21 protein-coding genes and 1 tRNA gene are annotated in these 23,648 nt (G+C 67.8%); 8 read left to right on the top strand and 14 right to left on the bottom strand.

Annotated elements, in window-relative coordinates:
• Window positions 1-139 precede the first annotated feature (139 nt).
• Together H556_RS0107020 and H556_RS0107015 are read right to left on the bottom strand one after the other, a co-directional pair.
• Complete coding sequence (locus H556_RS0107020) at window positions 140-2,992, bottom strand: M16 family metallopeptidase (protein WP_024353766.1); 2,853 nt, start codon at window positions 2,990-2,992, stop codon at window positions 140-142.
• Window positions 2,993-3,104: 112 nt separating this feature from the next.
• On the bottom strand, window positions 3,105-3,365 hold the full coding sequence (locus H556_RS0107015; RefSeq protein WP_024353765.1) for an Lrp/AsnC ligand binding domain-containing protein: 261 nt from the start codon (window positions 3,363-3,365) through the stop codon (window positions 3,105-3,107).
• 50 nt (window positions 3,366-3,415) lie between these two features.
• On the opposite strand from H556_RS0107015, the gene H556_RS0107010 reads away from it, so the two are divergent.
• Together H556_RS0107010 and H556_RS0107005 are read left to right on the top strand one after the other, a co-directional pair.
• Window positions 3,416-4,255 carry an alpha/beta hydrolase gene (locus H556_RS0107010; protein ID WP_024353764.1) on the top strand — a complete coding sequence of 280 codons (840 nt, stop codon included), beginning with the start codon at window positions 3,416-3,418 and terminating at the stop codon, window positions 4,253-4,255.
• Between the two features lie 30 nt (window positions 4,256-4,285).
• The gene (locus H556_RS0107005; RefSeq protein ID WP_024353763.1) at window positions 4,286-4,957 is read left to right on the top strand and encodes a bifunctional 4-hydroxy-2-oxoglutarate aldolase/2-dehydro-3-deoxy-phosphogluconate aldolase; all 672 of its coding nucleotides are present in this window, start codon (window positions 4,286-4,288) and stop codon (window positions 4,955-4,957) included.
• A 266-nt stretch (window positions 4,958-5,223) separates the two neighbouring features.
• On the opposite strand, the gene ppa is transcribed toward H556_RS0107005, so the two are convergent.
• Window positions 5,224-5,781: an inorganic diphosphatase gene (gene ppa / locus H556_RS0107000; RefSeq protein ID WP_024353762.1), complete on the bottom strand. Its 558-nt coding sequence runs from the start codon at window positions 5,779-5,781 to the stop codon at window positions 5,224-5,226.
• A 125-nt stretch (window positions 5,782-5,906) separates the two neighbouring features.
• Between ppa and H556_RS0106995 the strand changes: the two genes are divergently transcribed.
• Complete coding sequence (locus H556_RS0106995) at window positions 5,907-6,593, top strand: DUF599 domain-containing protein (RefSeq protein WP_024353761.1); 687 nt, start codon at window positions 5,907-5,909, stop codon at window positions 6,591-6,593.
• A 248-nt stretch (window positions 6,594-6,841) separates the two neighbouring features.
• Here the strand turns inward: H556_RS0106995 and H556_RS0106990 are convergent, their stop codons facing one another.
• On the bottom strand, window positions 6,842-7,663 hold the full coding sequence (locus tag H556_RS0106990) for an N-formylglutamate amidohydrolase (RefSeq protein WP_024353760.1): 822 nt from the start codon (window positions 7,661-7,663) through the stop codon (window positions 6,842-6,844).
• A gap of 122 nt (window positions 7,664-7,785) precedes the next feature.
• Between H556_RS0106990 and cpdR the strand changes: the two genes are divergently transcribed.
• From cpdR to hmgA, 5 genes are all read left to right on the top strand, one after another.
• Entirely contained in the window at window positions 7,786-8,142 is a 357-nt protein-coding gene (gene cpdR, locus H556_RS0106985) for a cell cycle two-component system response regulator CpdR (protein ID WP_003166166.1), read from the top strand.
• 114 nt (window positions 8,143-8,256) lie between these two features.
• Window positions 8,257-8,331: transfer RNA gene (locus H556_RS0106980), tRNA-Val, on the top strand.
• Window positions 8,332-8,611: 280 nt separating this feature from the next.
• Window positions 8,612-10,144, top strand: a complete 1,533-nt coding sequence (locus tag H556_RS0106975) for a S10 family peptidase (RefSeq protein ID WP_245559432.1) — start codon at window positions 8,612-8,614, stop codon at window positions 10,142-10,144.
• 176 nt (window positions 10,145-10,320) lie between these two features.
• Window positions 10,321-12,129 carry a translation elongation factor 4 gene (gene lepA / locus H556_RS0106970; protein WP_024353758.1) on the top strand — a complete coding sequence of 603 codons (1,809 nt, stop codon included), beginning with the start codon at window positions 10,321-10,323 and terminating at the stop codon, window positions 12,127-12,129.
• 136 nt (window positions 12,130-12,265) lie between these two features.
• Window positions 12,266-13,561: a homogentisate 1,2-dioxygenase gene (gene hmgA, locus H556_RS0106965; protein ID WP_024353757.1), complete on the top strand. Its 1,296-nt coding sequence runs from the start codon at window positions 12,266-12,268 to the stop codon at window positions 13,559-13,561.
• Window positions 13,562-13,624: 63 nt separating this feature from the next.
• Here the strand turns inward: hmgA and H556_RS0106960 are convergent, their stop codons facing one another.
• The 10 genes from H556_RS0106960 to hisB all read right to left on the bottom strand — a co-directional run bounded on the left by H556_RS0106960 (window position 13,625) and on the right by hisB (window position 23,618).
• Complete coding sequence (locus tag H556_RS0106960; protein WP_024353756.1) at window positions 13,625-13,930, bottom strand: hypothetical protein; 306 nt, start codon at window positions 13,928-13,930, stop codon at window positions 13,625-13,627.
• 56 nt (window positions 13,931-13,986) lie between these two features.
• Window positions 13,987-14,988, bottom strand: a complete 1,002-nt coding sequence (glk, locus tag H556_RS0106955; protein ID WP_024353755.1) for a glucokinase — start codon at window positions 14,986-14,988, stop codon at window positions 13,987-13,989.
• 11 nt (window positions 14,989-14,999) lie between these two features.
• Complete coding sequence (edd, locus tag H556_RS0106950; RefSeq protein WP_024353754.1) at window positions 15,000-16,889, bottom strand: phosphogluconate dehydratase; 1,890 nt, start codon at window positions 16,887-16,889, stop codon at window positions 15,000-15,002.
• Complete coding sequence (pgl, locus tag H556_RS0106945; RefSeq protein ID WP_024353753.1) at window positions 16,889-17,611, bottom strand: 6-phosphogluconolactonase; 723 nt, start codon at window positions 17,609-17,611, stop codon at window positions 16,889-16,891. Before pgl ends, edd begins: the two co-directional genes overlap by 1 nt.
• 178 nt (window positions 17,612-17,789) lie before the next feature.
• Window positions 17,790-19,256: a glucose-6-phosphate dehydrogenase gene (gene zwf / locus H556_RS0106940; protein ID WP_024353752.1), complete on the bottom strand. Its 1,467-nt coding sequence runs from the start codon at window positions 19,254-19,256 to the stop codon at window positions 17,790-17,792.
• A 41-nt stretch (window positions 19,257-19,297) separates the two neighbouring features.
• Window positions 19,298-19,921, bottom strand: coding sequence for a bifunctional phosphoribosyl-AMP cyclohydrolase/phosphoribosyl-ATP diphosphatase HisIE (gene hisIE / locus H556_RS0106935; protein ID WP_024353751.1), 624 nt, complete (start codon window positions 19,919-19,921; stop codon window positions 19,298-19,300).
• Window positions 19,922-20,078: 157 nt separating this feature from the next.
• Window positions 20,079-20,846 carry an imidazole glycerol phosphate synthase subunit HisF gene (hisF, locus tag H556_RS0106930; RefSeq protein ID WP_024353750.1) on the bottom strand — a complete coding sequence of 256 codons (768 nt, stop codon included), beginning with the start codon at window positions 20,844-20,846 and terminating at the stop codon, window positions 20,079-20,081.
• Entirely contained in the window at window positions 20,843-21,577 is a 735-nt protein-coding gene (gene hisA, locus H556_RS0106925; RefSeq protein WP_024353749.1) for a 1-(5-phosphoribosyl)-5-[(5-phosphoribosylamino)methylideneamino]imidazole-4-carboxamide isomerase, read from the bottom strand. The genes hisF and hisA overlap by 4 nt, the downstream gene beginning before the upstream one ends.
• Window positions 21,574-22,188, bottom strand: a complete 615-nt coding sequence (gene hisH, locus H556_RS0106920) for an imidazole glycerol phosphate synthase subunit HisH (protein ID WP_024353748.1) — start codon at window positions 22,186-22,188, stop codon at window positions 21,574-21,576. Before hisH ends, hisA begins: the two co-directional genes overlap by 4 nt.
• The gene (gene hisB / locus H556_RS0106915) at window positions 22,185-23,618 is read right to left on the bottom strand and encodes an imidazoleglycerol-phosphate dehydratase HisB (protein WP_024353747.1); all 1,434 of its coding nucleotides are present in this window, start codon (window positions 23,616-23,618) and stop codon (window positions 22,185-22,187) included. The genes hisH and hisB overlap by 4 nt, the downstream gene beginning before the upstream one ends.
• Between the last annotated feature and the right edge of the window lie 30 nt (window positions 23,619-23,648).

Raw genomic sequence — 23,648 nt, 5'->3', positions numbered from 1 at the left:
AAGGCTCCGGCTGAAGGCAGCAGACGACGGGAAGGCTCGCCTCCACGGCCTTTCGGGTCAACCGCAAAGCAAAACGGCCGGCGGGTCGCCCCGCCGGCCGTCTCGTTTACGTCTGGGTGAAGCGGCTTACTGGGCTGGCTTACTGGGCCGGCTTCGGCGCTTCGGCGGCGCGCACCTCGACCGGCAGGCCCAGGGCGTCCAGCTGCGGTTTGACCACCGAGGCGTCGCCGACCACCACCCAGACGAAGCTGTCGGGCTTGATCGCGGCGCGGGCGGCGGCGTCCATTTGCTCGGCCGTCAGGGCGTTGATGCGGCCCGCCAGCGTCTCCTGATAGTTGTCCGGGCGGCCGTACAGGGCGTTCGAGCGCAGGGCGCCCAACACCTGGAACGACGTCTCATAGCTGCCCGACAGACCGCGCGTGTCGCCCAGAACGGTGCGCTCGCGCTCGGCCGCCGTCACGCCGTCAGCGCCCAGGAAACGCTCGTACTGACCGATCAGGGCGGCGATGGACTCGCCGGTGCGGTTGGCCTGCACCGGGGCGTTGACGATATAGGGCGAGCGGTGCTGCAGGGTGCTGACGTTGCCGCGCACCCCGTAGGACCAGCCCTTGGTCTCGCGCAGATCGGCGTTGATGCGCGACAGGAAGTCGGCGCCCAGGACCGTATTGGCCGTGGTCAGGGTCAGCAGATCGTCCGTGCCCGACACCGGCAGCACCTGACCGCCATAGATCAGCGACTGCGGCGACTGCGGACGGTCGATCAGGACGATGCGGGCCGAGGTCTGGGGCAGGGCGGCGTCGAACGCCTTGGTTCCCTTGGCCGTCGACGGCGCGCGCCAGTCGCCGAATGCGGCTTCCAGCTGCGGCTTCAGCTCGGCCAGCGGCAGGTCGGACACCACGAACAGCTTGGCGTTGTCGGGACGGATCCAGCGGGCGTGTTCAGCCATCAGGTCGTCGCGCGACAGGCTGCGGATCACCGCCTCGTCGCCCGTACCGCTGAAGGAGCGGCCATAGGGGTGGTTCTCGCCATAGATCAGCGGCGGCAGGGCGCGGCCGGCGATGGCGCCCGGCTGCGTCTTCTCATTGGCTAGGCCCGCCAGACGAGTGGCGCGCAGGCGCTCGATCTCGGCCGGGGCGAAGGCGGGGTTACGCACCACGTCCGACAGCAGGGCCAGCGACGGCTGCAGATTGGTCGTCACAGCCGACAGATTGGCCACCGTGCGATCCATCGAGGAGCCGACGGAGACGCTGGCGCCCAGACGTTCCTGCGCCTCGGCCAGGGCCTTGGAATCGCGCGTCGTCGTGCCTTCCTGCATGACGTTCAGCATCAGGGTGTGGGCGCCCAGACGGTCGGCGCGATCGGCGGCGACCCCGGCGTCGAACTCCAGCGCCACGCGCGTCACCGGCACGGTGGTCGAGCGGGCGTAGACGATCTCGACGCCGTTCGACAGGGCGGCGCGCTCCACCGCCGGGAAGACGACGTTGGACACCTGGCCGATGGCGGGGGCGGCGTCGCGGGCGACGCGCTGGATCGGCTCGGCCGGCGTCGGAGTCGCGCCCGACGGCGCGGCGGCGGCTTCGGCATAGGCCTCACGCTCGCCCGGCATGACGATCTGGCTGTAGACGGGGCGGCTCAGCCATTTGCTCATGGCCGCCTGGACCTGAGCCGGGGTCACCGCCGCATAGGCCGCCAGCTCCTTTTTGTAGAAGTCGGGATCGTTGGAATACAGCTGCCCCTCGGCCAGGACCGAGGCCTTGCCGTTGGCCATTTCCAGCCCCTGGATGCGCTGCGAGGCGTAGCGCGTCACCACCCGGTCGATCTCGTCCTGGGTCGGGCCGTTGGCGATCAGGTCGGCCAGCACCTCGTCCATGCGCTTGGCCACGGCGTCGGCGTCGGCCCCCGGCTTGACCATGGCGGAATAGCTGAACATGCCGACGCGCTGGAACACCTGATTACCGGCCGACACGCCCGAGGCCGTCTGCTCGTCGCGCACCAGGACGTTGTCCAGACGCGAGCTGGCCAGGCCGCCCAGCACCGAGGCGCCGACGCTCAGCGGCACGGAGTCCGGATCGCCCAGGCCCGGCACGGCCCAGGTGCGGCTGATGCGGGTCTGGGCTACGCGGTCGTGCAGCACCTGTTCGACCGGCGCCGCCAGCGTCGGCACGGGGGCCGCCGCCGGGGTGTTGACCGGGCCGCGTGCGATGGAGCCGAAATATTTCTCGGTCAGCTCGCGGGCCTTGGCTTCATTGATGTCGCCTGACAGGACCAGGACGGCGTTGTTCGGGCCGTAGTTCTGGCGGAACCAGTCGCGCACCGTCTCCATGCTGGCGGCGTCCAGATCGTCCATCGAGCCGATGGTCGAGTGGCGATAGGGGTGCCCCTCGGGGAACAGGGCTTCCAGCGTGGCGTAATAGGTCATGCCGTAGGGCTGGTTGTCGCCCTGGCGCTTCTCGTTCTGGACGACGCCGCGCTGCAGATCCAGCACCTCCTGGCTGACCTGGCCCAGCAGATAGCCCATGCGGTCGGATTCCAGATAAAGCGTGTATTCCAGCGCCGGGGTCGGCACCGTCTGGAAATAGTTGGTGCGGTCGAACCAGGTCGTGCCGTTCAGGCCCGTGGCGCCCGCTGCGTTCATCGTCTGGATGTGGCTGGAAGGCGAGTTCTCCGACCCGCCGAACATCAGGTGTTCGAACAGGTGGGCGAAGCCGGTCGACCCCTTGGGTTCATCCTTGGAGCCGACGTTGTACCAGACCGACACCGCCACCACGGGCGCCTTGCGGTCCTCGTGCACCAGAACGGTCAGGCCGTTCTCCAGCTGGAAGCGCTGCCACGGAATGTCGACGCGGGCGATCAACTCAGACACCGGCGCGCCGCGCAGAGGCTGGGCCTGAGACGGGGCCTGGGTTGCGGCGGCGGTCGCGACGGGCGCGGCCAGAACGGGCGTGCTCACGGCCAGAAGGGCGGCGAGAGCTACGGAAGAGGCAAGGCGCATGGTGTTTGGTCCCCAACGGATCATGTTGGGCCGGACCTTAGCCGTGTAAACGCGTCCCGCAACGCGGCACATGGCTCCATGAACGATTGTTCATGTTGCGAGCGAGGGCCCCTCAGGCGCGCTTGCTGGGCAGGAAGGGCGAGAAGGTGATGACGGTGAAGGTGTCGCGGATGTGCGGGCGCGTCTGCACCTGCTTGGTCACGAAGGTGCCGATGTCGGCGTCCTTCGGCAGCTGGAACTTGGCCAGCAGGTCGTGCTGGCCCGATGTCGAATAGACCTCGCTCACATTCTCGACATTATCGACCAGATCGGCCGCAACATCGTTGGCGTAGCCCAACTCGCATTTGATGAAGACGAAAATGGCGGTCATCATGGCCTTCAAGCCTCCCGTTCAAGCGGAGGTCTCTAGCGGATGGAGACGACATGGGTAAGGCTTTGTCGCCCGAGGCGACGCAAGTAGAACGGGCTGCGGCCTATGAGGCGGCCTATAACAACCGCGCCCGCGTGCCGGGGCACCCCGCCATTCTGGATCGCTGGCGCAAGGATTCGCTGCGGGTGATCGACGCCCGACGGCCTGAAACCCTCGAATACGGCCCGTCCGAGCGCCAGAAGATGGAGTGGTTCGACGCCGGGCCCGGCGCCCCGGTCGCCGTCTTCATGCACGGCGGCTATTGGCAGGCGCTGGACCGGGGCTGGTTCGCCTGGGCAGCGCCCGCCCTGCTGGAGCATGGGATCAGCGTCGCCGTGCCGGGCTATGATCTGGCGCCGGGCGTCACGGTCGGCAAGATCATCAGCCAGATGCGCGACGCTACGGAGTTCGTCCGCGCCCGCAGCGGCAAGCGGCCTTTAGTGTTCGGCCATTCGGTTGGCGGCCATATGGCGGCGGGCATGTTGTCCGAAGGCCGGGCGCGGGCGGCGCTGGCCATCTCGGGCGTGTTCGATCTGGAGCCGCTAGTCCACACCTCGCTGAACGAGGCGCTGAAGCTGGACGCGCCGGTCGCGCGCGCCCTGTCGCCGATCCACTGGCCCGCGCCGAACGGGGCGACGCCGGGCGGCACGACGCTGGACTGCTGGGTCGGCGGGGCCGAGAGCAACGAATTCGTTCGCCAGAGCCGAGAGATGGCCGCCGCCTGGGGCGGCAAGGGCGCCGACACCCATGTCGAGATCGTGGACGGCGCTGACCACTTCACCGTGCTGGACCCTCTGGCCGATCCGAACAGCCCGATGGTCAAGCGTCTGGTGGAACTGGCGACCGCCGAATAGGCTTCGGCTCTCAGGCTGTAAGGAGTTTTCATGCGTCACGACCGCCTCGCCGTGCTGACCGCCATAGAGACGCAAGGGGTGGTGCCCGTCTTCTACCACCCCGACGCCGAGGTCTGCGCCGAAGTGATCCGGGCCTGCGCGCGCGGCGGCGCAAGGGCGGTGGAGTTCACCAATCGCGGCGACTTCGCGTGGGAGACGTTCACCGCCCTGTCGAAGGAATTCGCGCGGACGGACCCGGATATCCTGCTGGGCGTCGGCTCGATCCTGGATGCGGCGACGGCGGCCCTCTATCTGGCGTCGGGCGCGCGGTTTGTGGTCAGCCCCTGTCTGGTCCCCGAGGTGGCGCAGGTCTGCAACCGCCGGATGGTGGCCTATTCGCCCGGCTGCGGCTCGGTGCGCGATATCTCCGAGGCCCAAGGTCTGGGCTGCGAGATCGTCAAGCTGTTCCCCGGCGCCGCGGTCGGCGGGGCGGACTTCGTCAAGGCGGTGCTGGGGCCGATGCCGTGGACCAAGATCATGCCGACAGGCGGGGTCGACCCGGACGAAGTCTCCATCCGCGAATGGTTCGGCGCGGGCATCGTCGCGGCGGGCATGGGGTCCAAGTTGATCACCAAGGCCGCCATCGAGGCGAAGGACTGGGCGGGGATAGAGGCGCAGGTGCGCCGGACGGTCGAAGCGATTGCGGCGTTCAGGGAGAGGTAAAACGGCTCTCCCTCCCCTTCATGGGGAGGGTGGCTGAGCCTGAAAGGCGAAGCCGGGTGGGGGCGGCCGGGTCATTCAAGCGCCGAGGCCAGGGTCGCTTGGCCCTCCCCACCCGGTCTCCGCTTCGCTCCGACCACCCTCCCCATGAAGGGGAGGGAGAAGGTCGCGCTTAAGCAGCGAGCCGCCGCGCGGCGAGCGATAGCGCCCAAAAAAAGAGGCCCCGCCGTTTCCAGCGGGACCTCTTCATTTTCAGACACGCGCGCCGATCAGGCGGCGGCTTCGTGCTTGGCGGCCAGCTTGGCCTGGTGAGCGGCCATGCCGGCGGCGATCAGCTCTGCGGCTTCGCCCGCGTCGCCCCAGCCGTTGACCTTGACCGACTTGCCCTTTTCCAGATCCTTGTAGCGGGTGAAGAAGTGCTCGATCTGCTCGATCAGGATGGCGGGCAGCTGACGGTAGCTGGAGACCTCGGTGTAATAAGGGTTCAGCTTGTCGACCGGCACGGCCAGGATCTTTTCGTCGCCGCCGGCTTCATCGACCATCTTCAGCACGCCGATCGGGCGCGAGCGGATGACGCAGCCCGGCACCACCGGCGTCGGATTCAGCACGATCACGTCGCAGGGGTCGCCGTCGTCCGACAGGGTGTGCGGCACGAAACCGTAGTTGCCCGGATAGTACATGGCGGTGTGCAGGAAGCGGTCGACGAACAGGGCGCCGGAGTCCTTGTCCATCTCATACTTCACCGGCAGGCCGCCCTGCGGGATCTCGATGATGACGTTGATGTCCCACGGCGCGTTGGGGCCGACCGGGATGGCGTCGATGTTCATGGTACGCTCTTGTTGCAGGTGCGAACGGGGAGAATTGACGCGCGTGATAAGCTTTGCGCGCCTTTACGGCAAGCGTCGCGGCGATCACGCTTGCCTTGCGCGGGCCGACGTGGCGTCAATCAGGCATGAGTCTGTTCGATTGGATCGCCCTGTTCGTCTTCGTCATAGCCTGGTTGGGCTATGGCCCGCTGATGCGTCTGACAGCGCGACGCAGCGGCTCGCTCAACGTGGACATGCTGTCGGTGCGCGACGCCTGGATGCGCGCCATGACCCACCGCGAGATGCGGCTGATCGACAGCCAGCTGCTGGGCCATTCGATCAACTCGGGCTCCTTCTTCGCCTCAACCAATCTGCTGCTGATCGCCGCCGTGGCGGGCGTGCTGTTCGGAGGGGAGGCGGCCATGCGCGGTTTCGCCGCCGTCGGCGCCGAGGCCGTCACACCGCGCCTGATGGAGGCCAAGCTGGCTCTGGTGCTGCTGTGCCTGGCGCGCGGCTTCCTCGACTTCATCTGGGCGCTGCGCCAGCTGAATTACACCGTCGCCCTGATCGGCGCGGCGCCTGAAATCCATGAAGAGGCCGACCGCGTCGCCTATGGCCGGGCCGTGGCGCGGGTGCTCAATCCCGCCCTGACCAACTTCAATCAGGGCGTGCGCGGCTATTATTTCGCCCTGGCCGCCGCCGCCTGGCTGTTCGGGCCGCTGTGGCTGCTGCTCGGCGCAGTGTCTGTGTTCGCGCTGCTGGCCTGGCGCCAACTGGCCTCCCCCGCCGCCGGCGCCATTCGCCAGGCCCGGCGCCTGCTGGAGCGGGGCTAGGCCATCTCGCAGTTGCGAAGTCGGCCATGACGCCCGGCGCCTGGAGAATGGCCAAACTTCGTAACATCCCGTGATTGTATAAGGTTGAATCGGGCCTTGTTTTTTTGTGCGCTGCAAACTAACTTTGCTTTCGACGCTTTCGGGCGTCTTGCCCTTCCTGGGCGTTTCCTCCCTATAGACTTTCCAAAGCCGCGCCGTTTGGCGCGGCTCTTTTTTTGTCCCGCGCCCAATCGTCAGGCGACCTGTCGTCAGGCGCGCCAGTCGGCGCACAGTTCGGCGATCACCCGTCGCAGGGCCGAGCGGCAGCGGTTCCAGCCGGGGGAGGGGGCCCAGGCGGCCTCGTCCCAGTACAGGCCCCGGCTCAGTTCCACCTGGATGGCCTCAAAGCCCTCGTCCGGCCGTCCCCACCGCTGGGTCGCATAGCCGCCCGCATAGGGCCGGTTCAGCCCGACCGTCAGCCCCTGCGCTTCGAACAGCCGTCGCAGCCGCCGCGTTAACGCCACGTCGCAACTGGTCCCATGCCGGTCGCCCAGCACTACGTCCACCGCGCCGCCTGTCGCCCGCGCAGGCATGGAGTGCCAGTCGACCAGCACCGCCCGCCCGACGCGCGATCGCGTCGCCTGCATCATCTGCGTCAGGGCCGCGTGATAGGGGGCATGAACCTGCGTCACCCGCGCCTCGGCCTCGCTCTTGGTCAGGCGTCGATCGTAAAGAGGCGTCCCGTCTCCCGCCAGACGGGCCACCACGCCGTATCCGGCCAGAGCCTTGGCGGTGGCAGGCGCTTCGTCCGCGGCGATGATCAGGGCCGGATCCCACTCGTCCGGCGCCCTGTTCAGATCGACATAGGCCCGGCCGAACCGCGCGGCGATCACGGCGGCGCCCTCCTTCGGCCCGCAGTCGATCAATTGATTTACGGCGGCGTCCTCTGCGCTGCGGACGGCGCGGACAGAGGCGGCGGTCTTCATGTCCTCCGGATAGATGTCTCCCGAATGCGGCGAGGCGAACACCAACGGCGTCGCGCGCCCGGCGTCGGCCGGTACGATCCAGAAGGGCGACTGAGGCGCATCCATGCTTCGCCCATAGCCTGCTTCGCGCGCAAAGGCGCGTCTGGCGAGGTCGCCCTTCCTCTTCATCGCCGGTTTACCCGGCCTGCCTAGGCTGTCGGCTGATTTCCAACGGTTTAGACTCGATCATGGCGCGCATTCTTCTGGCCGAAGACGACAACTCCCTTCGCGGCTTCCTGACCCGCGCGCTCGAGCGGGCCGACCATGAGGTCGTGGCCTGCGAGAACGGCGACGACGCCATCGACGCTCTGGACCAGGGCCCCTACGACCTGCTGCTGACCGACATCGTCATGCCGGGCGCCGACGGGATCGAGGTCGCCCGTGTCGCCGCCGCCCGCCAGCCGGGCCTGCGCATCATGTTCATCACCGGCTTCGCCGCCGTCGCCCTCAGCGCCGCCCAGGCGTCGCCCCAGGCCAAGGTCCTCTCCAAACCCGTCCACCTGCGCGACCTGGTGAACGAGGTCGAACGCATGATCGCGGCCTAAGCGAAAGAAAAGTCGGAGAAAGGCGCCGAACCCCCTTGCAGCCCCCGCAAACTGCGGGTTATAGACGCCGCCTTCCCGCCCACCGGCCAAACGCCGAGGGGCCGCAGAACAGGCGGACGCGTAGCTCAGCGGGAGAGCACTACGTTGACATCGTAGGGGTCACAGGTTCAATCCCTGTCGCGTCCACCATTCTTTTCAAGCAGTTATCTGGGATGCGTGGCGCGAGGCGGTTTCACTTGCGCCGGGCTTGCCTCTGTCGGCGTGTGACGAGCTGTTCGCCAGCTTCGAGCCTCTTGCTGTCCGGGGTCGCATTTTCTTCGGCAAATGGTCGTGGCGTCATCGATCTGTCCGGGATTTCTGCGCGGGCCCTTGGTTTACATTCGGCGTAGCTTGCCGCCCAATCCCCCATTGGCGACGCTTGTTTGCGCGCCTGGCTCTCGAGGGGAGCCGTGACGCTTATTGGGGGTTGATGATGAAGAAACTGCTTGTCGCCGCGGTGTCGGCGCTCGCTCTGGCCGGGCCGGTCATGGCTCAGGACGCGGCGCCGGCCGGGGCGCGTTCGGATGCGGCGCGTGAACGTGGCGAGGCGGCCATTCCGCCGCCCGTGATGTCCGAGACCCGCCACACCGGCGTCTTCGGCGGGCAGCGCATCGCCTACCGCGCCATCGCCGGCGAGACCTATCTGAAGGACAAGGACGGCAAGCCGCTCGCGGCTATGGTCTCCTACAGCTACATCAAGGAAGGCCCGACCGATCCGAACCGTCCCGTGACGTTCCTGTGGAACGGCGGTCCTGGCTCGGGCTCGCTGTGGCTGCACATGGGCGCCTTCGGACCCAAGCGCGTGGTCGTGCCCTCCGACGCCAAGGATGACGGCGCCGCGCCGTTCCCGATCATCGACAACGTCGATTCCCTTCTGGACGTCACCGACATCGTCTTCATCGACCCGATCGGCACCGGCTTCAGCCGCGCCCTAGGCAAGACCGACCCCGCCGATTACTGGGGCGTGACCAAGGACGCCAAGTCGATCGCCGAGTTCATCCGCCTGTGGCTGAACGAGCATGGCCGCTGGAATGCGCCGAAATTCATCGGCGGCGAAAGCTATGGCACCACGCGTTCGGCGGCGGTGATCCATGAGCTGGAAGGCAGCTATACTGACGTTTCGATCAACGGCATCCTGCTGATCTCGTCGATCCTGGACTTCAGCCTGGCGGCCGATGCGCAGGGCAATGAATTGGGCTTCGTCACCAATCTGCCGTCGATGGCGGCAACGGCCTGGTATCACGACAAGGTGCCGAACAAGCCTGCCACGGTGGAAGAGTTCGTCGCCGAGGCCCGCGCCTGGGCCATCGGTCCCTACGCCACCGCCCTGCTGAAGGGCAATGATCTGACGGCGGAAGAGCGGGCGGCCATCCTGCCGCAGTTGTCGCGCTATACCGGCGTGTCCCAGACCTATCTGAGCAACGCCAATCTGCGCCTGTCGCCCAGCCGTTTCTACAAGGAGCTGCTGCGCGATCGCGGCCTGACCATCGGCCGTCTGGACACCCGCTACACCGGCGTCGACTATGACAACGCCGGCGACCGGCCGGACAACGACCCCAGCTTCTACGGCATCGACGGCGCCTATACCGCCGCCATGAACGCCTGGGCGCGCGAAGGCCTGAAGTATTCGCCCGACGTGGTCTATTCCTCGATCGGCGGCACGCGCGGCTGGGACTGGAACCTTCCTTCCGCCGGGCGCGGCGGGGCTGAGTATCTGAATGTGGCCCCCTATATCGGCCGCGCCCTGCGTGAGAACAGCGGCCTGCGCGTCTGGGTGGGGCAGGGGTACTACGACTTCGCCACCCCCTTCTTCGGCGCCGAATATTCGCTGAACCGTCCAGGCTTCCCGACCGACGGCCGCATCGAGTGGCACTACTACCACGCCGGCCACATGATGTACGTGCGTGAAGACGACCTGAAGAAGCTGTCCAGCGACATCCGCTCCTTCATCCGCGCGCGCTAAACAAGCGCCCGCCAAGGCTGAGACGCCGCCCGTTCCTCATGCAGGGACGGGCGGCGTTTTTCCGTCGCCCCTGAGCGGCGATGAAGGGCGCCGGTCGTCCCTGAGGTCTGATCTTCGCCTCCTTGCGCGTCAGCGTCGTGGCGCAAAGCCGCGCGCCGTGCTACGCGCGCCGGACCATGACGACGCCCCCTATCGAACGCATCCGCAACTTCTCGGTGGTCGCCCACATCGACCACGGCAAGTCGACCCTGTCCGACCGCCTGATCCAGTTCACGGGCGGCCTGACCGCGCGCGAAATGTCCGAGCAGGTGCTCGACAACATGGACATCGAGAAGGAGCGCGGCATCACCATCAAGGCGCAGACCGTGCGCCTGAACTACAAGGCCAAGGACGGGCTCGACTACGTCCTGAACCTGATGGACACGCCGGGCCACGTCGACTTCGCCTATGAGGTGTCGCGCTCGCTGGCCGCCTGTGAAGGCTCGATCCTGGTGGTGGACGCCTCGCAGGGCGTCGAGGCGCAGACGCTGGCCAACGTCTATCAGGCCATCGACAACAACCACGAGATCGTCCCGGTCCTGAACAAGATCGACCTGCCCGCCGCCGAGCCGGAGCGGGTCAAGGCCCAGATCGAGGACGTCATCGGTCTGGATGCCTCGGACGCCATCGAATGCTCGGCCAAGTCGGGTCTGGGCATCGAGAATGTGCTGGAAGGCATCGTCGCGCGCCTGCCTGCGCCCAAGGGCGACATCAACGCCCCGCTGAAGGCCATGCTGGTCGACGCCTGGTACGACCCTTATCTGGGCGTGGTGCTGCTGGTGCGCGTCTTCGACGGCGTGCTGAAGGCGGGGATGCGCGTCAAGATGATGCAGACCGGCTCGACCCATCTGGTTGACCGCGTCGGCGTCTTCCTGCCCAAGAACACCCCGGTCGAGCAGCTTGGCCCCGGCGAGGTCGGCTTCATCACCGCCCAGATCAAGGAAGTCGCTCACGCCGCCGTCGGCGACACCATCACCGACGAGAAGAAGCCCACGGCCGAACCGCTGAAGGGCTTCAAGGAAGTCCAGTCGGTGGTGTTCTGCGGCCTGTTCCCGGTCGACGCCGCCGATTTCGAGGACCTGCGCGCCGCCATCGGCAAGCTGCGCCTGAACGACGCCAGCTTCACCTATGAGATGGAATCTTCGGCCGCCCTCGGCTTCGGTTTCCGCTGCGGTTTCCTGGGGCTGCTGCATCTGGAGATCATCCAGGAGCGCCTGAGCCGCGAGTTCAACCTCGATCTGATCGCGACGGCGCCTTCGGTCGTCTACAAGATCGGCCTGCGCGACGGGACCGAGATCGACCTGCACAACCCGGCCGACCTGCCGGACGTCATGCAGATCGAGACGATCAGCGAGCCGTGGATCAAGGCCACCATCCTGACCCCCGACGAATACCTCGGCGGGGTGATCAAGCTGTGCCAGGACCGTCGCGGCAGCCAGATCGAACTGTCCTACGTCGGCGCCCGCGCCCTGGTGGTCTATGAGCTGCCGCTGAACGAGGTGGTGTTCGACTTCTACGACCGGCTGAAGTCGATCTCGAAGGGTTACGCCTCGTTCGACTATGAGATCACCGATTACAAGGTCGGCGATCTGGTGAAGATGTCGATCCTGGTCAACGCCGAGCCGGTGGACGCCCTGTCGATGCTGGTCCACCGCGCCCGCGCCGAGACGCGCGGCCGCGGCATGGTCGAGAAGATGAAGGAGCTGATCCCTCCGCATATGTTCACCATCCCGATCCAGGCGGCCATCGGCGGCAAGATCATCGCCCGCGAGACCGTCCGCGCCCTGCGCAAGGACGTGACGTCCAAATGCTACGGCGGCGACGCCACCCGCAAGAAGAAGCTGCTGGAGAAGCAGAAGGCGGGCAAGAAGCGGATGCGCCAGTTCGGCAAGGTGGAGATCCCGCAGGAAGCCTTCATCGCCGCGCTCAAGATGGACGAGGACTGACGGCCGAGCCCGCCCGTCTTCATCCCTGTTCGCACACGGATGATGCCTGGGCGGGTTTGATCCAGGGCAAAGTCATCCCCCTCGGGGTGACGCTGCGATGCGGATCGCTTACATCTCTCGTCAAGGGAGAAACGATATGACGCGATCCAACGCGCCCGCCTATCAGAGCGGCTTCGCCAACCACTTCGCCACCGAGGCGGTCGACGGTGCCCTGCCGGTCGGCCGCAACTCGCCGCAGCGCCCGGCGCTGGGCCTCTATGCCGAACAGCTGTCGGGCACGGCCTTCACCGCCCCGCGCGACCACAATCTGCGCAGCTGGCTGTATCGCCTGCGGCCCTCGGCCCAGCACGGGCCGTATCAGCCGTTTGAGCAGGGCCGGGTGCGGTCCGGCCCCTTCACCGAGACGCCGCCCAATCCCAACCGGATGCGTTGGGACCCGCTGCCCATGCCGGACCAGCCGACCGACTGGGTCGAGGGGCTGACCACCTACGGCGGCAACGGTTGCGCCGATTCCGGCACGGGGGTGGGCGTTCACCTTTATGTCGCCAACCGCTCGATGGTCGACCGCGTCTTCTATTCCGCCGACGGCGAACTGCTGATCGTGCCGCAGCAGGGGACGCAGCGTTTCGTCACCGAGATGGGCGTGATCGAGGCGGCGCCGGGCCACATCCTCGTCATCCCGCGCGGCGTCCGCTTCCGCGTCGAGGTGGACGGTGAAGCGCGCGGCTATGTCTGCGAGAACTACGGCGCGCCCTTCCGCCTGCCGGACCTCGGCCCCATCGGCTCGAACGGCCTGGCCAATCCGCGCGACTTCGAGACGCCCGTCGCCTGGTTCGAGGACGTGGATCGCCCGACGCAGTGCGTTCAGAAATACGGCGGCCAGCTGTGGGCCACCACCTTCGATCACAGTCCGCTGGACGTTGTGGCCTGGCACGGCAACTACGCCCCCTGCCGCTATGACACGGCGCGGTTCAACACCATCGGCACGGTCAGCTTCGACCACCCGGATCCGTCGATCTTCACCGTCCTGACCTCGCCCAGCGACACGCCCGGCACGGCCAACTGCGACTTCGTCATCTTCCCGCCGCGCTGGATGGTGGCCGAGGACACCTTCCGTCCGCCGTGGTTCCATCGCAACGTCATGAGCGAGTTCATGGGGCTGATCTTCGGCGAATACGACGCCAAGGCGGGCGGGTTCGCGCCCGGCGGCGCCTCGCTGCACAACCGCATGAGCGGCCACGGCCCTGATCAGGCCAGCTGGGACGGCGCGACGAAGGCGGACCTCAAGCCGCACAGGATCGAGAACACCCTGGCCTTCATGTTCGAGACGCGGATGCCGATCCGCACGACGCAATGGGCCGAACAGACGCCGTTGATGCAGCTGGACTACGACGACTGCTGGACCGGCTTCGAGAAGGGCAAGGTCGAATAGGCCATCAAAAAGGCCCCCGTCGCAGGCGCGGCGGGGGCCTTTTCTATAAGGGTATCGCCGACCTTAGTTGGGCTTGGCGGCGTCCTTGATGGCGTCGGCGCGCTCGCCGGCCGCCTGCTGGGCGTTGTCGGCTTGAGCCTTCATGGCGTCGGCTTGCTGTTCGGCCTCGGCCTTGACGGCGTCGGCCTGAGCCTGCGCCTGGGCGACGGTGGCGTCGGCCTGGGCGTTCAGTTGGTCGGCGGCGGCGTCGCCTTGAGCTTCGACCGCATCCGCGCGGCTGTCCGCAGCTTGCTCAGCCGGGGTTTGGTTGCAGGCAACGAGACCGGCGACGGCGAACAGGGCGGCGGCGGTGAGGGCGATCTTCTTCATGGAATTGCTATCTCCTGAACTCATGAACCCCATTAACGCCGTATTTCAAATTCGGTTCACGCGGCCGTGATCATTTTGCCGGACAGCGCCGACCCTGCGCGCGCAGCCCCCAGCAGGGCGGCGTGTTCGTGCAGGATCACCTTCGTCGGTATGGCGGCCATATAGCCCTCAAACCGCCCCTTGCGCTCGAACCGGCGCCGGAAGGGGCTCGCCTGAATGAAGGGCAGGATGCGCGGGACGATGCCCCCGGCGATATAGACCCCGCCGCGCGCGCCGGTGGTCAGGGCGATGTCGCCCGCCACGGCGCCCAGCATGGCGCAGAACCGGGCCAGGGTGGCGCCGCATGCACTGTTCGGATCGTCCAGCGCCTGGGCCGTGATCTGGGCGGGGTCGTCGATATGGGTCTCGCGGCCGTCGATCTCGGCCAGGGCGCGATGCAGGTTCAGCAGACCGGGACCGCAGATCAGCCGCTCGATCGAGACCCGTTCATAGCGGCGTCGCAGGATGCGCAGCACCTCGTCCTCCACCGCGTCGCCGGGGGCGAAACAGGCGTGCCCGCCTTCGCTGGCCAGCGCGGTCTCGCGCCCCTGGGCGTCGCGCGCCAGGGCCGATACGCCGAAGCCCGTGCCGGGCCCGACCACGGCGATGGCGGCGTGGGGATCGCCCTCGTCCGGCCCGCCGAGCGACGCCAGCTGATCCGGCGGCACGACCGGCGCACCCCAGGCCTGGGCCTCGAAGTCGTTGATCAGCCGCACGGGATCGAGGCCCAGCGTCTGCAACTCCTGCTCCGACACGCGCCAGGGCGAGTTGGTCATGTCGATGGCGCCGTTCGTGACCGGCCCGGCCACAGCGATCACTCCCCCGGCAGGCCGAACGGGGCATCCGTCCAGATAGGCGGCCACGCCCTCCAGAAAGGTCGGATAGGTGCGGGCGGGAAAGCTGTCGAAATGCTCCAGCACCGTGCGGCCCTCGACGGTGCGGGCCAGGGCGAAGCGGGCGTTGGTGCCGCCGACGTCGCCGACCAGAAGCGGGGCCGGAGTCATGTTTTCCTGCGTCATGCGCTCCTGCGTCATGCGTCCACCGCGCGATCGACCAGGTTCGGATCGGGCGGGCCGTCGTCGTGGCCGTCGGCGCCGATGGGGGCGGTGAAACAGACGCTGGCGCCTTCCTCCGCCGTGGACACCGCCTGGCGGAAGGCGCCGAACAGCTCGCGCCCATAACCCCAGGACGAGCCTTCGGCGTGGGCGCGCGATCGCACCGCCGCTGGACGCGCGCTCAGGTCTCCGACGGCGACCGTAGTCAGCACCCCCGCCTCGGGGTCCAGCCGGATCACGTCGCCGTCGCGCACATGGGCCAGAGGCCCGCCCGCCAGCGCCTCGGGGCTGACGTGGATGGCGGCGGGCGTCTTGCCGCTGGCGCCCGACATCCGGCCATCGGTGACGAAGGCGACCCTGAAGCCCTTGTCCTGCAGCACGCCCAGCGCCGGCGACAGGCTGTGCAGTTCCGGCATCCCGTTGGCCCGAGGCCCCTGAAAGCGCAGCACCACCACGACATCGCGGTCCAGCTTCCCGTCCTTGAAGGCCTGCAGCGCGTCCTCCTGCGTCTCGAACACGGCGGCGGGGGCCTCGACGATGCGGTTCTGCGGTTTGACCGCCGAGATCTTGATCACCGCCCGGCCCAGATCGCCCTGCACCAGTCGCAGCCCCCCCTCGCGGTCGAACGGGTCCGAGGCGGGGCGCAGGATGGTCAGGTCCAGACTCTCCTTCACCGTATCGCGCCAGACCAGTTCGCCGTCCTCCAGCCGGGGCTCCTTGAAATAAGCCTCAAGCCCCTGGCCCATGATGGTCGTCACATCGGGATGCAGGTTGCCTGCCTCGACCAGTTCGCGGGTGACGAAGGCGACCCCGCCCGCCGCCTGAAAAGCGTTCACATCGGCCGACCCGTTCGGATAGACCCGCGCCAGCAGCGGCGTGACCGAGGACAACTGGTCCATGTCGGTCCAGTCGATCAGCACGCCAGCCGCCCGCGCCATGGCGACCAGATGGATGGCGTGGTTGGTCGATCCGCCGGTGGCCAGCAGGGCCACGATCATGTTGACGATGGTCTTTTCCGACACGACGTCGGCCATGCGGCCTTTGCCTTCGCGCGCCAGCTCGATCGCCCGCTGGGCCGCCGCCGCCGTCAGGGCGTCGCGCAGGCCGGTGTCCGGGTGGACGAAGGCGGTGGACGGCATATGCAGGCCAGCGATCTCCATCATCATCTGATTGGAGTTGGCCGTGCCGTAGAAGGTGCAGGTGCCGGGCGAATGATAGGAGGCGATCTCGCTTTTCAGCAGCTCGGCGCGATCGATCAACCCTTGCGCATATTCAGCGCGCACCCGGGCCTTCTCGGCATTGGGGATGCCGCTGGGCATCGGCCCGGCCGGGGCGAAGACGACGGGCAGGTGCCCGAACGCCAGCGCGCCCATGAAAAGCCCCGGCACGATCTTGTCGCACACGCCCAGCATCAGGGCGGCGTCGAAGGCGTCGTGGGTCAGGGCCACGCCCGTCGACATGGCGATGACGTCGCGACTGAACAGGCTCAGCTCCATGCCGGGGCGGCCTTGCGTGACGCCGTCGCACATGGCCGGGGCGCCGCCCGCCACCTGGGCCGTGGCGCCCGCCTCGCGCGCGGCCTGTCGGATGATCTCGGGGAAGCGCTCGAACGGATGGTGCGCCGACAGCATGTCGTTATAGGCGGTGACGACGCCGAGGTTCGGCTGGGCGCCGGTCATGGCCGTCAGTTTATCGGCGACGGTCTGCCCGGCGAAGGCGTGGGCCCAGTTGGCGCAGGACAGCTTGGTCCGCCCCGACCCCGACCCCGTCGCCGCGTCCATGCGGCGCAGATAGTCGGCGCGGGTCTGTCGGCTGCGTGCGACAATGCGGTCGGTGACCTCGGCCACCACAGGATTGAGCGCCATCACCCGGCCTCCGTCCACAACACTTCAAGAGGAGCGTTCGCCGCGATCAGGGCGGCGACGGGGCTGACGGCCGGATCGCCCGCTGCCTCGCGCTCGAACACGGCGCGCTTGTTCGCGCCCGTCAGGGCCAGCACCACGCATCGAGCCTCCGTCAGCCACGGCAGGTTGAGCGTCAACCGCTCCTGCGGCGGCGCCGCGCCGTCGCGCCCGGCGGGCACGCCATAGACGGCGGGTTTCAGCCCCGGCGTCAGCAGGGTAGTCAGCGTCGGACTGCCGGGAAACATCGAACAGATATGCCCGTCCTCGCCCATGCCCAGCAGGACGGCGTCCAGACGGCTGTTCTCCAGTTCAACAGTCAGTTCATGGGTCGCGAGCGCCGCAGCACGATCCACCGTCACGGCGGAGCGGAACAGTGGCAGGAACTCCGCACCCTTTGCCTGATTTCTCATCAGCGTGCGCTTGAGCAGGGCGGCGTTCGACTCTGGTGATGTCTCCGGCACGTAACGCTCGTCCACAAGGGTAACGAAGGTGTGCTGCCAGGCGGGATAGGAGCGCAGTTTGGACAGGCGCTGATAGATCGGCTCCGGCGTAGAGCCTCCGGCGCCTGCGAATACCGCCCAGCCGTTCTGCGTCGGGTCACGCAAGCCTTCTTCAAGCGCTGCCGCCAGTCGGTGCGCGGCGGCGTCCGCCCATACGTCGATGGTGGGAAAGGTCTCGATCATGCCAACGCGCTCCTTCTCCCCTCGGGGGAGAAGGTGGGCCGCAGCGCGGCTCGGATGAGGGGGACGCCGAATGCAGACGCAACCTCAAAGGTTGAGCGGGCGGACACAGCCCCCTCATCCGTCCTGCTTCGCAGGCCACCTTCTCCCCCGAGGGGAGAAGGAAGGGCGTTGGCGTTTCTCATCTCACGTTCCACTTCCTGCCCGTGCGCGACAGCAGCACGTCCGCCGCCTCCGGCCCCCAGCTTCCTGCTCCATAGTCCAGCGGCCGACACGTGCGGCACGACCAGGCGTCCGCCACCTCATCCACCCATTTCCAGGCCTGCTCGGCCTCGTCTCGCCGTACAAACAGGGTGGAGTCGCCATGCAGGGCGTCCAGCAGCAGCCGCTCATAGGCGATGCGGCGACGCGGAGCCGCGCCGTCCTTCCCGTTCGTGTTTTTTGGCTGCCCCCACGACAGACTCATCTGGATCGGCTGAAGCTGCATCCGCTGCTCCAGCCCCGGCTTCTTGTTCATCACCGACAGGGAGATGTCTTCGTCCGGCTGAAGCTCTATCACCAGCCGGTTGTCATAGATGTCCCCGCGCTCGCCGTGACCGAAGATGGAGTGGGGCACCGGCTTGAACTGGATGACGATCTCGGTGCGCTTTTCGGCCAGCCGCTTGCCGGTCCGCATGAAAAAGGGCACGCCTGCCCAGCGCCAGTTGTCGATATCGGCGCGGATGGCGACGAAGGTCTCGGTGTCCGACGGCTGGCCGCGTTCGGTTTCATAGCTCTCGACCGAGCGCCCCTCGACCTGTCCGGCCGTATACTGGCCGCGTACGGTCACGCGCTCGGCGTCCTCAGCCATGACGGGGCGCAGCGAGCGCAGCACCTTCACCTTCTCATTGCGCACCGAGTCGGGGTCCAGGTCGCTGGGCGGCTCCATCGCCACCAGACATAACAGCTGCAGCATGTGGTTCTGCACCATGTCCCGCAGGGCGCCGTATTCGTCGTAATAGGGCCAGCGATCGCCGACGCCGACCGTTTCTCCGACCGTGATCTGCACGTGATCGATGGTCAGATTGTTCCACAGCGGCTCGAAGATGGCGTTGCCGAAGCGCAGGGCGATCAGGTTCTGCACCGTCTCCTTGCCCAGGTAGTGATCGATGCGGAACACCTGCCGCTCGTCAAAGGCGTGGGCCACGGCGTCGTCGATTTCGCGGAAGCTCTCCAGATCGCGCCCGACCGGCTTCTCCAGCACGATGCGGTCGTCGGGACCGGCCAGACCAGCCGTCTTCATGGCCGTGACGATGCGGCCATACAGCGACGGCGACACCGCCAGAAAGGCTGTGATCGCGCCCTCGCCAGCGCGGGCCTTCAACGGCTTCAGACTCTCGGCGTCGGTGGCGTCTACGGCCATGTATTCCAGCCGCCCAGTCAATCGCCGCCAGCTGTCTTCGCTCCAGGCGCCGTCAGCTTCGGCGCGGGGCTGCACCGCCTCGCGCACCTTCTCCAGATAGGCCTCCGTCGTCTCTTCGGTGCGCGCGGCGGCGATGATCTTCAGCCCGTCCGGCAGAAGGCCGTCGTGATCAAGGAAATACAGCGACGGCAGCAGCATCCGCATGGCGAGGTCGCCCCCGCCTCCGAACAGTATCAGCGCCGCCATTCAGGTCTCCTTCGCTTAAGGCCGACCCGCACGGCGGGCCGTCAGCCTTGATCTTCAGCCGGTTCCGCCCGCCGGGTCAGAACGTCCAGCACGTCCTGGAACACCATGTCACGGGCGTGCAGAAGCACCAGCAGGTGATAGATCAAATCCGCCGCCTCGCTGGCGAGTTCCGCATTATCTCCCGCCGCCCCGGCCAGAGCCGTCTCGACGCCCTCTTCGCCCACCTTCTGGGCCGCGCGTTTGGGCCCCTGCGCCATCAGCCGTGCGGTCCAGCTGTTGTTGGGATCGGCCTGAGCCCGGACATGAATGGTGCGCTCCAGCCGCCCGATGCGGCCCAGCCCCGGCGCGTCCTCGTCGCCGAAACAGCTGATGCGGTTCAGGTGGCAGGCGTTGCCGACCGGACGCACCTTCACCACCACGGCGTCGCCGTCGCAGTCGGGCGTCACCGAGACGACGTTGAGAAAGTCCCCTGACGTCTCGCCCTTGCGCCACCGCCCCCCGCGCGAGCGTGAGAAGAAGGTCGCCTGGCCGCTGTCCAGCGTCTCGCGCAGAGCCGCTTCGTCCATATAGGCCAGCGTCAGCACCTGAAGCGTGTCCGCGTCCTGCACCACGGCCGGGATCAGACCATTTCCTTTGGCGAAGTCGATGGATTGGAAGTCGAGCATCATTCTAATCCGCTCATCCCGGCGGACGCCGGGATCCAGTAAGAGCCACGTGACGCGGCGTTGGAGATCATGTGCCTGAGAGCCTGCAAGTCTGCGTTTGCGGCCAAAGTACTGGATCCCGGCGTCCGCCGGGATGAGCGGGAGGGGAGGGGCCGGTTCATATCCTCACCTCCACGCACTGCTGATCCAGATAACGTTTCAAGTCCGGCACAGCGATCGCGCCCGAGTGAAACACGCTGGCCGCCAGCGCGCCCGACACGTCCGCCTGCACGAACACCTCGCGGAAATGCTCCACCGCCCCCGCCCCGCCGGACGCCACCAGCGGAATGGTCAGTCGCTGTCGCGCCTCGGCCAGCTGGCCCACGTCATACCCTTTGCGCACCCCGTCCTGATCGATGCAGTTCAGCACGATCTCGCCCGCGCCCAGCCCCTGCGCCTCGACGATCCAGTCCATCGTCAGCCGCCCGGCGCCGCGCCGCGCATTTGGATCGCCGGTATATTGATGCACCCGCCATTCGCCGTCCTGAAAGGCGCTGTCGACGCCGACGACGACGCACTGGCGCCCCAGCCGCGCAGCCATCTCGCGGATCATTTCGGGCCGCTCCAGCGCGGGCGAGTTGATCGACACCTTGTCCGCGCCGTGGTCGAGACAGCGCGCCGCCTGTTCCACGGTGCGGATGCCGCCCGCCACGCAGAAGGGAATGTCCAGCAGCCGGGCGATATCCTGCACCCAGCCATAGTCCAGCGTGCGTCCTTCAGGGCTGGCGGTGATGTCGTAGAAGACCAGTTCGTCGGCGCCCTGATCGCGATAGCGCGCGGCCAGCTCGGCGGCGTCGCCCATGTCGACGTGCCCCTCGAACCGCACGCCCTTGACCACCCGGCCGTCCTTGACGTCGAGGCAGGGGATGATGCGCCGGGCGGTCATTGAGACACCGCCTTCAGCGCCTCGGCCACGCTGAAGCGGCCTTCATAGATGGCGCGCCCGACGATGGCGCCGTCGCAGCCGATGGCGCGCGCGGCGGTCAGGTCGTCCAGCATCGCCACCCCGCCCGAGGCCTGAATCTTCAGCTCTGGCCGCCGCGTCCGCGCCTCGCCCAGCAGGTCGAGGTTCGGCCCGGTCAGGGCGCCGTCGCGGCCCACATCGGTCATCAGCACATGGGTGAGCAGGTCGGACGGATAGCGGTCCAGCACGCTCCACAGATCGACGCCCGCCGACTGGGTCCAGCCCTTCAGCGCCGGGACCGGAACGCCGTCCTCATACTTTACGTCCAGCGCCAGGGTGATGCGCTCGGACCCGAAACGATCCAGCCACGCCAGCACCTCGTCCGACTTCGTCACGGCCAGCGATCCGACCACGACGCGGCTGACGCCCGCCGCCAGCAGACGCTCGACATCGGCTTCGGAGCGCACGCCGCCGCCCGACTGGATCTTCACCGCGACGCTGGTCGCCAGTTCTCCGATCAGGCCGTGCTGCATGGCGCGTCCGGCCTCGGCGCCGTCCAGATCGACCACGTGGACCCATTGGGCGCCCTCTGCCGCAAAGGCGGCCAGACGTGCGGGCGGAGACTCGTCATAACGGGTCACCTGATCGAACCGCCCGTGCATCAGCCGCACGCAGACGCCGTCCTTCAGGTCGATGGCGGGATAGACGATCACGCGGGCAACTCCAGGAAGTTCTTCAGAATACGCGCCCCGGCGGCCGCCGAACGTTCCGGGTGGAACTGGCAACCCCAGCGGTTGGCGCTGTTGACTACGGCGGGGACAGCGATGCCGTAATCGGCGGCGGCGAGGGTCGCCGGGCCGTCCGGGCAGACAAAGCCGTGGACGAAATAGGCCCAGTCGCCGGACTGGACGCCGTCCAGCAGCGGATTGTCGCGCCGGATGCTCAGGCGGCTCCAGCCCATGTGCGGCGAGGGGCGCGACGGGGCGGGCAGGATGGCCTCGACCCGGCCGGGGATCAGACCCAGCAGGTCGGCGCCCCCGTTCTCGGCGTCCTCGTCTTCCGCACTCGTCTCGAACAGCAACTGCTGGCCCAGACAGACGCCCAGCAAGGGACGCGGGAAGCGCCGCAGCGGCTCGATCAGGCCCAGCGCCTTCAGCCGCTGCATGGCGTAACCGGCTGCGCCGACGCCGGGCAGGATAATCCGCTCGGCTTCAGCCACATCGGCGGGATCGTCGGTGATCCGCACCCGCGCGCCCAGCCGCTCCAGCGCGAACCGCACCGAGGCGACATTGCCCGAGCCGTAGCCGATCAGGGTGACGTTCACAGCACGCCCTTTGTGCTGGGCACCACATCGCCTTCGACGCGGATCGCCTGACGCAGGGCGCGGCCCAGCGCCTTGAACACGGCTTCGGTCTTGTGGTGGTCGTCGTCGCCGGTGACGCGGACGTGGATCGCTGCGCCCAGGTTTTCGGCCAGAGACCGCACGACGTGCGCTGTCAGATCGGTGCGGTAATCGCCCAGCATCGGCGTGGCGAACGTCCCTTCGAACACCGGATAGGGCCGCCCCGACAGGTCGATGGAGACCGACGCCTCGGCCTCGTCCATCGGCAGGACGAAGCCGTAGCGGCCGATGCCGCGCCGCTCGCCCAGCGCCTGTTTCAGCGCCTGCCCCAGCGCAATGGCGCAGTCTTCGATCGTGTGATGCGGGTCAATGTGCAGGTCGCCTTCGCACGCCAGACGGATGGAGAACCCGCCGTGCGCCGCCACCTGTTCGATCATGTGGTCGAAGAAGCCGACGCCGGTTTCGATCTGCACCGGCCCGGCGCTGTCCAGATCGACGACGCAGACGATGCGCGTCTCCTTGGTGTCGCGGATGGCTTGACCGACGCGGCTGCGGCGGACGCCGGGGCTGGCGGCGCCCAGGGCGGTCAGCAGGCGATCATTGACCTCGGGCTTCAGCGAGACGGGCAAGCGCACGCGTTCGCCCGCCGGATCGGCGCTCAAGCCATAGCGGCGAAGGGCCTCGACTGCGCTCGCCGGGTCGGAGGGCTTGGCGATGATCACCGGCCCGACCCCGGCCTCCAGCGCCATGATGCGCGACAGGGCCTCGACGACACGGACGCGCTCGCGGCGCACGGCGTCGATGCGCGTCGCCGTCTCGATCATCCGCGACGGGTCCAGCGCCTGCATCGCCAGCCGCACGGAAACTTCGGGCAGGGCGTAGGGCTCCAGCACGCTCGCCAGCCGGGCGTGCGTCAGCGCCTGCGCGACCGCCGCCCCGACCCGCGCCCCGGCCAGCCCATAGGCCAGCGACAGGCTGCGCAGCACGACCAGATTGGCGTGATCCTTCACCACCGCCGCAGCGGACGGCGCCTCGGCGAACTCGACCAGCCCCTCGTCCACGACCAGCAGGGCGGGGGCGACGCGCTCAGCCATCTCGGCCACGGCCTCGGACGAGCCGAGGGCGCGGACGATCACGGCGGCGGTGTCGGCGTCGTCGGCCGGGCGGGCGTAGAGGGCGGCCAGTTGCGTATAGGGCTCGGCGTCGGGCGCCTGCACCTTCTGATCGTCGCGCGCAGCCAGACGCCAAACCAACTCCAGCCCGTGCGTCAGCCCGCGCGTCGGCAGCACCTGATCGGCGCCGACGCCGTAAAGTGCGGCCATGCGAGCCGTCAGCGCGGTCGGCTCGGCCGGATAACGATCCAGGCCCTCGCCGCCGGAAACCAGCGGAGGATAGGGGGCGGGCAGCGTCATGATCCTTTTCCCGCGTCATACTGCCCTTCT

The sequence above is a fragment of the Brevundimonas naejangsanensis DSM 23858 genome, assembly GCF_000421705.1.
GTDB classification, from domain to species: domain Bacteria; phylum Pseudomonadota; class Alphaproteobacteria; order Caulobacterales; family Caulobacteraceae; genus Brevundimonas; species Brevundimonas naejangsanensis.
The sequence above is the reverse complement of the archived record's forward strand: the minus strand, read 5'-3'. Positions and strand labels throughout refer to the sequence as shown.

Excerpts from the sequence above, each read along its gene's own strand:
- hisF (WP_024353750.1), bottom strand. The coding sequence starts at position 20,846 with ATGACCGCCCGGCGCATCATCCCCTGCCTCGACGTCAAGGACGGCCGG.
- H556_RS0106995 (WP_024353761.1), top strand. The coding sequence starts at position 5,907 with ATGAGTCTGTTCGATTGGATCGCCCTGTTCGTCTTCGTCATAGCCTGG.
- pgl (WP_024353753.1), bottom strand. The coding sequence starts at position 17,611 with ATGATCGAGACCTTTCCCACCATCGACGTATGGGCGGACGCCGCCGCG.
- glk (WP_024353755.1), bottom strand. The coding sequence starts at position 14,988 with ATGACGCAGGAAAACATGACTCCGGCCCCGCTTCTGGTCGGCGACGTC.
- ppa (WP_024353762.1), bottom strand. The coding sequence starts at position 5,781 with ATGAACATCGACGCCATCCCGGTCGGCCCCAACGCGCCGTGGGACATC.
- hisB (WP_024353747.1), bottom strand. The coding sequence starts at position 23,618 with ATGACGCTGCCCGCCCCCTATCCTCCGCTGGTTTCCGGCGGCGAGGGC.
- H556_RS0107015 (WP_024353765.1), bottom strand. The coding sequence starts at position 3,365 with ATGATGACCGCCATTTTCGTCTTCATCAAATGCGAGTTGGGCTACGCC.
- H556_RS0106975 (WP_245559432.1), top strand. The coding sequence starts at position 8,612 with ATGATGAAGAAACTGCTTGTCGCCGCGGTGTCGGCGCTCGCTCTGGCC.
- edd (WP_024353754.1), bottom strand. The coding sequence starts at position 16,889 with ATGGCGCTCAATCCTGTGGTGGCCGAGGTCACCGACCGCATTGTCGCA.
- hmgA (WP_024353757.1), top strand. The coding sequence starts at position 12,266 with ATGACGCGATCCAACGCGCCCGCCTATCAGAGCGGCTTCGCCAACCAC.
- H556_RS0106960 (WP_024353756.1), bottom strand. The coding sequence starts at position 13,930 with ATGAAGAAGATCGCCCTCACCGCCGCCGCCCTGTTCGCCGTCGCCGGT.
- zwf (WP_024353752.1), bottom strand. The coding sequence starts at position 19,256 with ATGGCGGCGCTGATACTGTTCGGAGGCGGGGGCGACCTCGCCATGCGG.
- cpdR (WP_003166166.1), top strand. The coding sequence starts at position 7,786 with ATGGCGCGCATTCTTCTGGCCGAAGACGACAACTCCCTTCGCGGCTTC.
- hisIE (WP_024353751.1), bottom strand. The coding sequence starts at position 19,921 with ATGCTCGACTTCCAATCCATCGACTTCGCCAAAGGAAATGGTCTGATC.
- H556_RS0106990 (WP_024353760.1), bottom strand. The coding sequence starts at position 7,663 with ATGGATGCGCCTCAGTCGCCCTTCTGGATCGTACCGGCCGACGCCGGG.
- lepA (WP_024353758.1), top strand. The coding sequence starts at position 10,321 with ATGACGACGCCCCCTATCGAACGCATCCGCAACTTCTCGGTGGTCGCC.
- H556_RS0107005 (WP_024353763.1), top strand. The coding sequence starts at position 4,286 with ATGCGTCACGACCGCCTCGCCGTGCTGACCGCCATAGAGACGCAAGGG.
- H556_RS0107010 (WP_024353764.1), top strand. The coding sequence starts at position 3,416 with ATGGGTAAGGCTTTGTCGCCCGAGGCGACGCAAGTAGAACGGGCTGCG.
- H556_RS0107020 (WP_024353766.1), bottom strand. The coding sequence starts at position 2,992 with ATGCGCCTTGCCTCTTCCGTAGCTCTCGCCGCCCTTCTGGCCGTGAGC.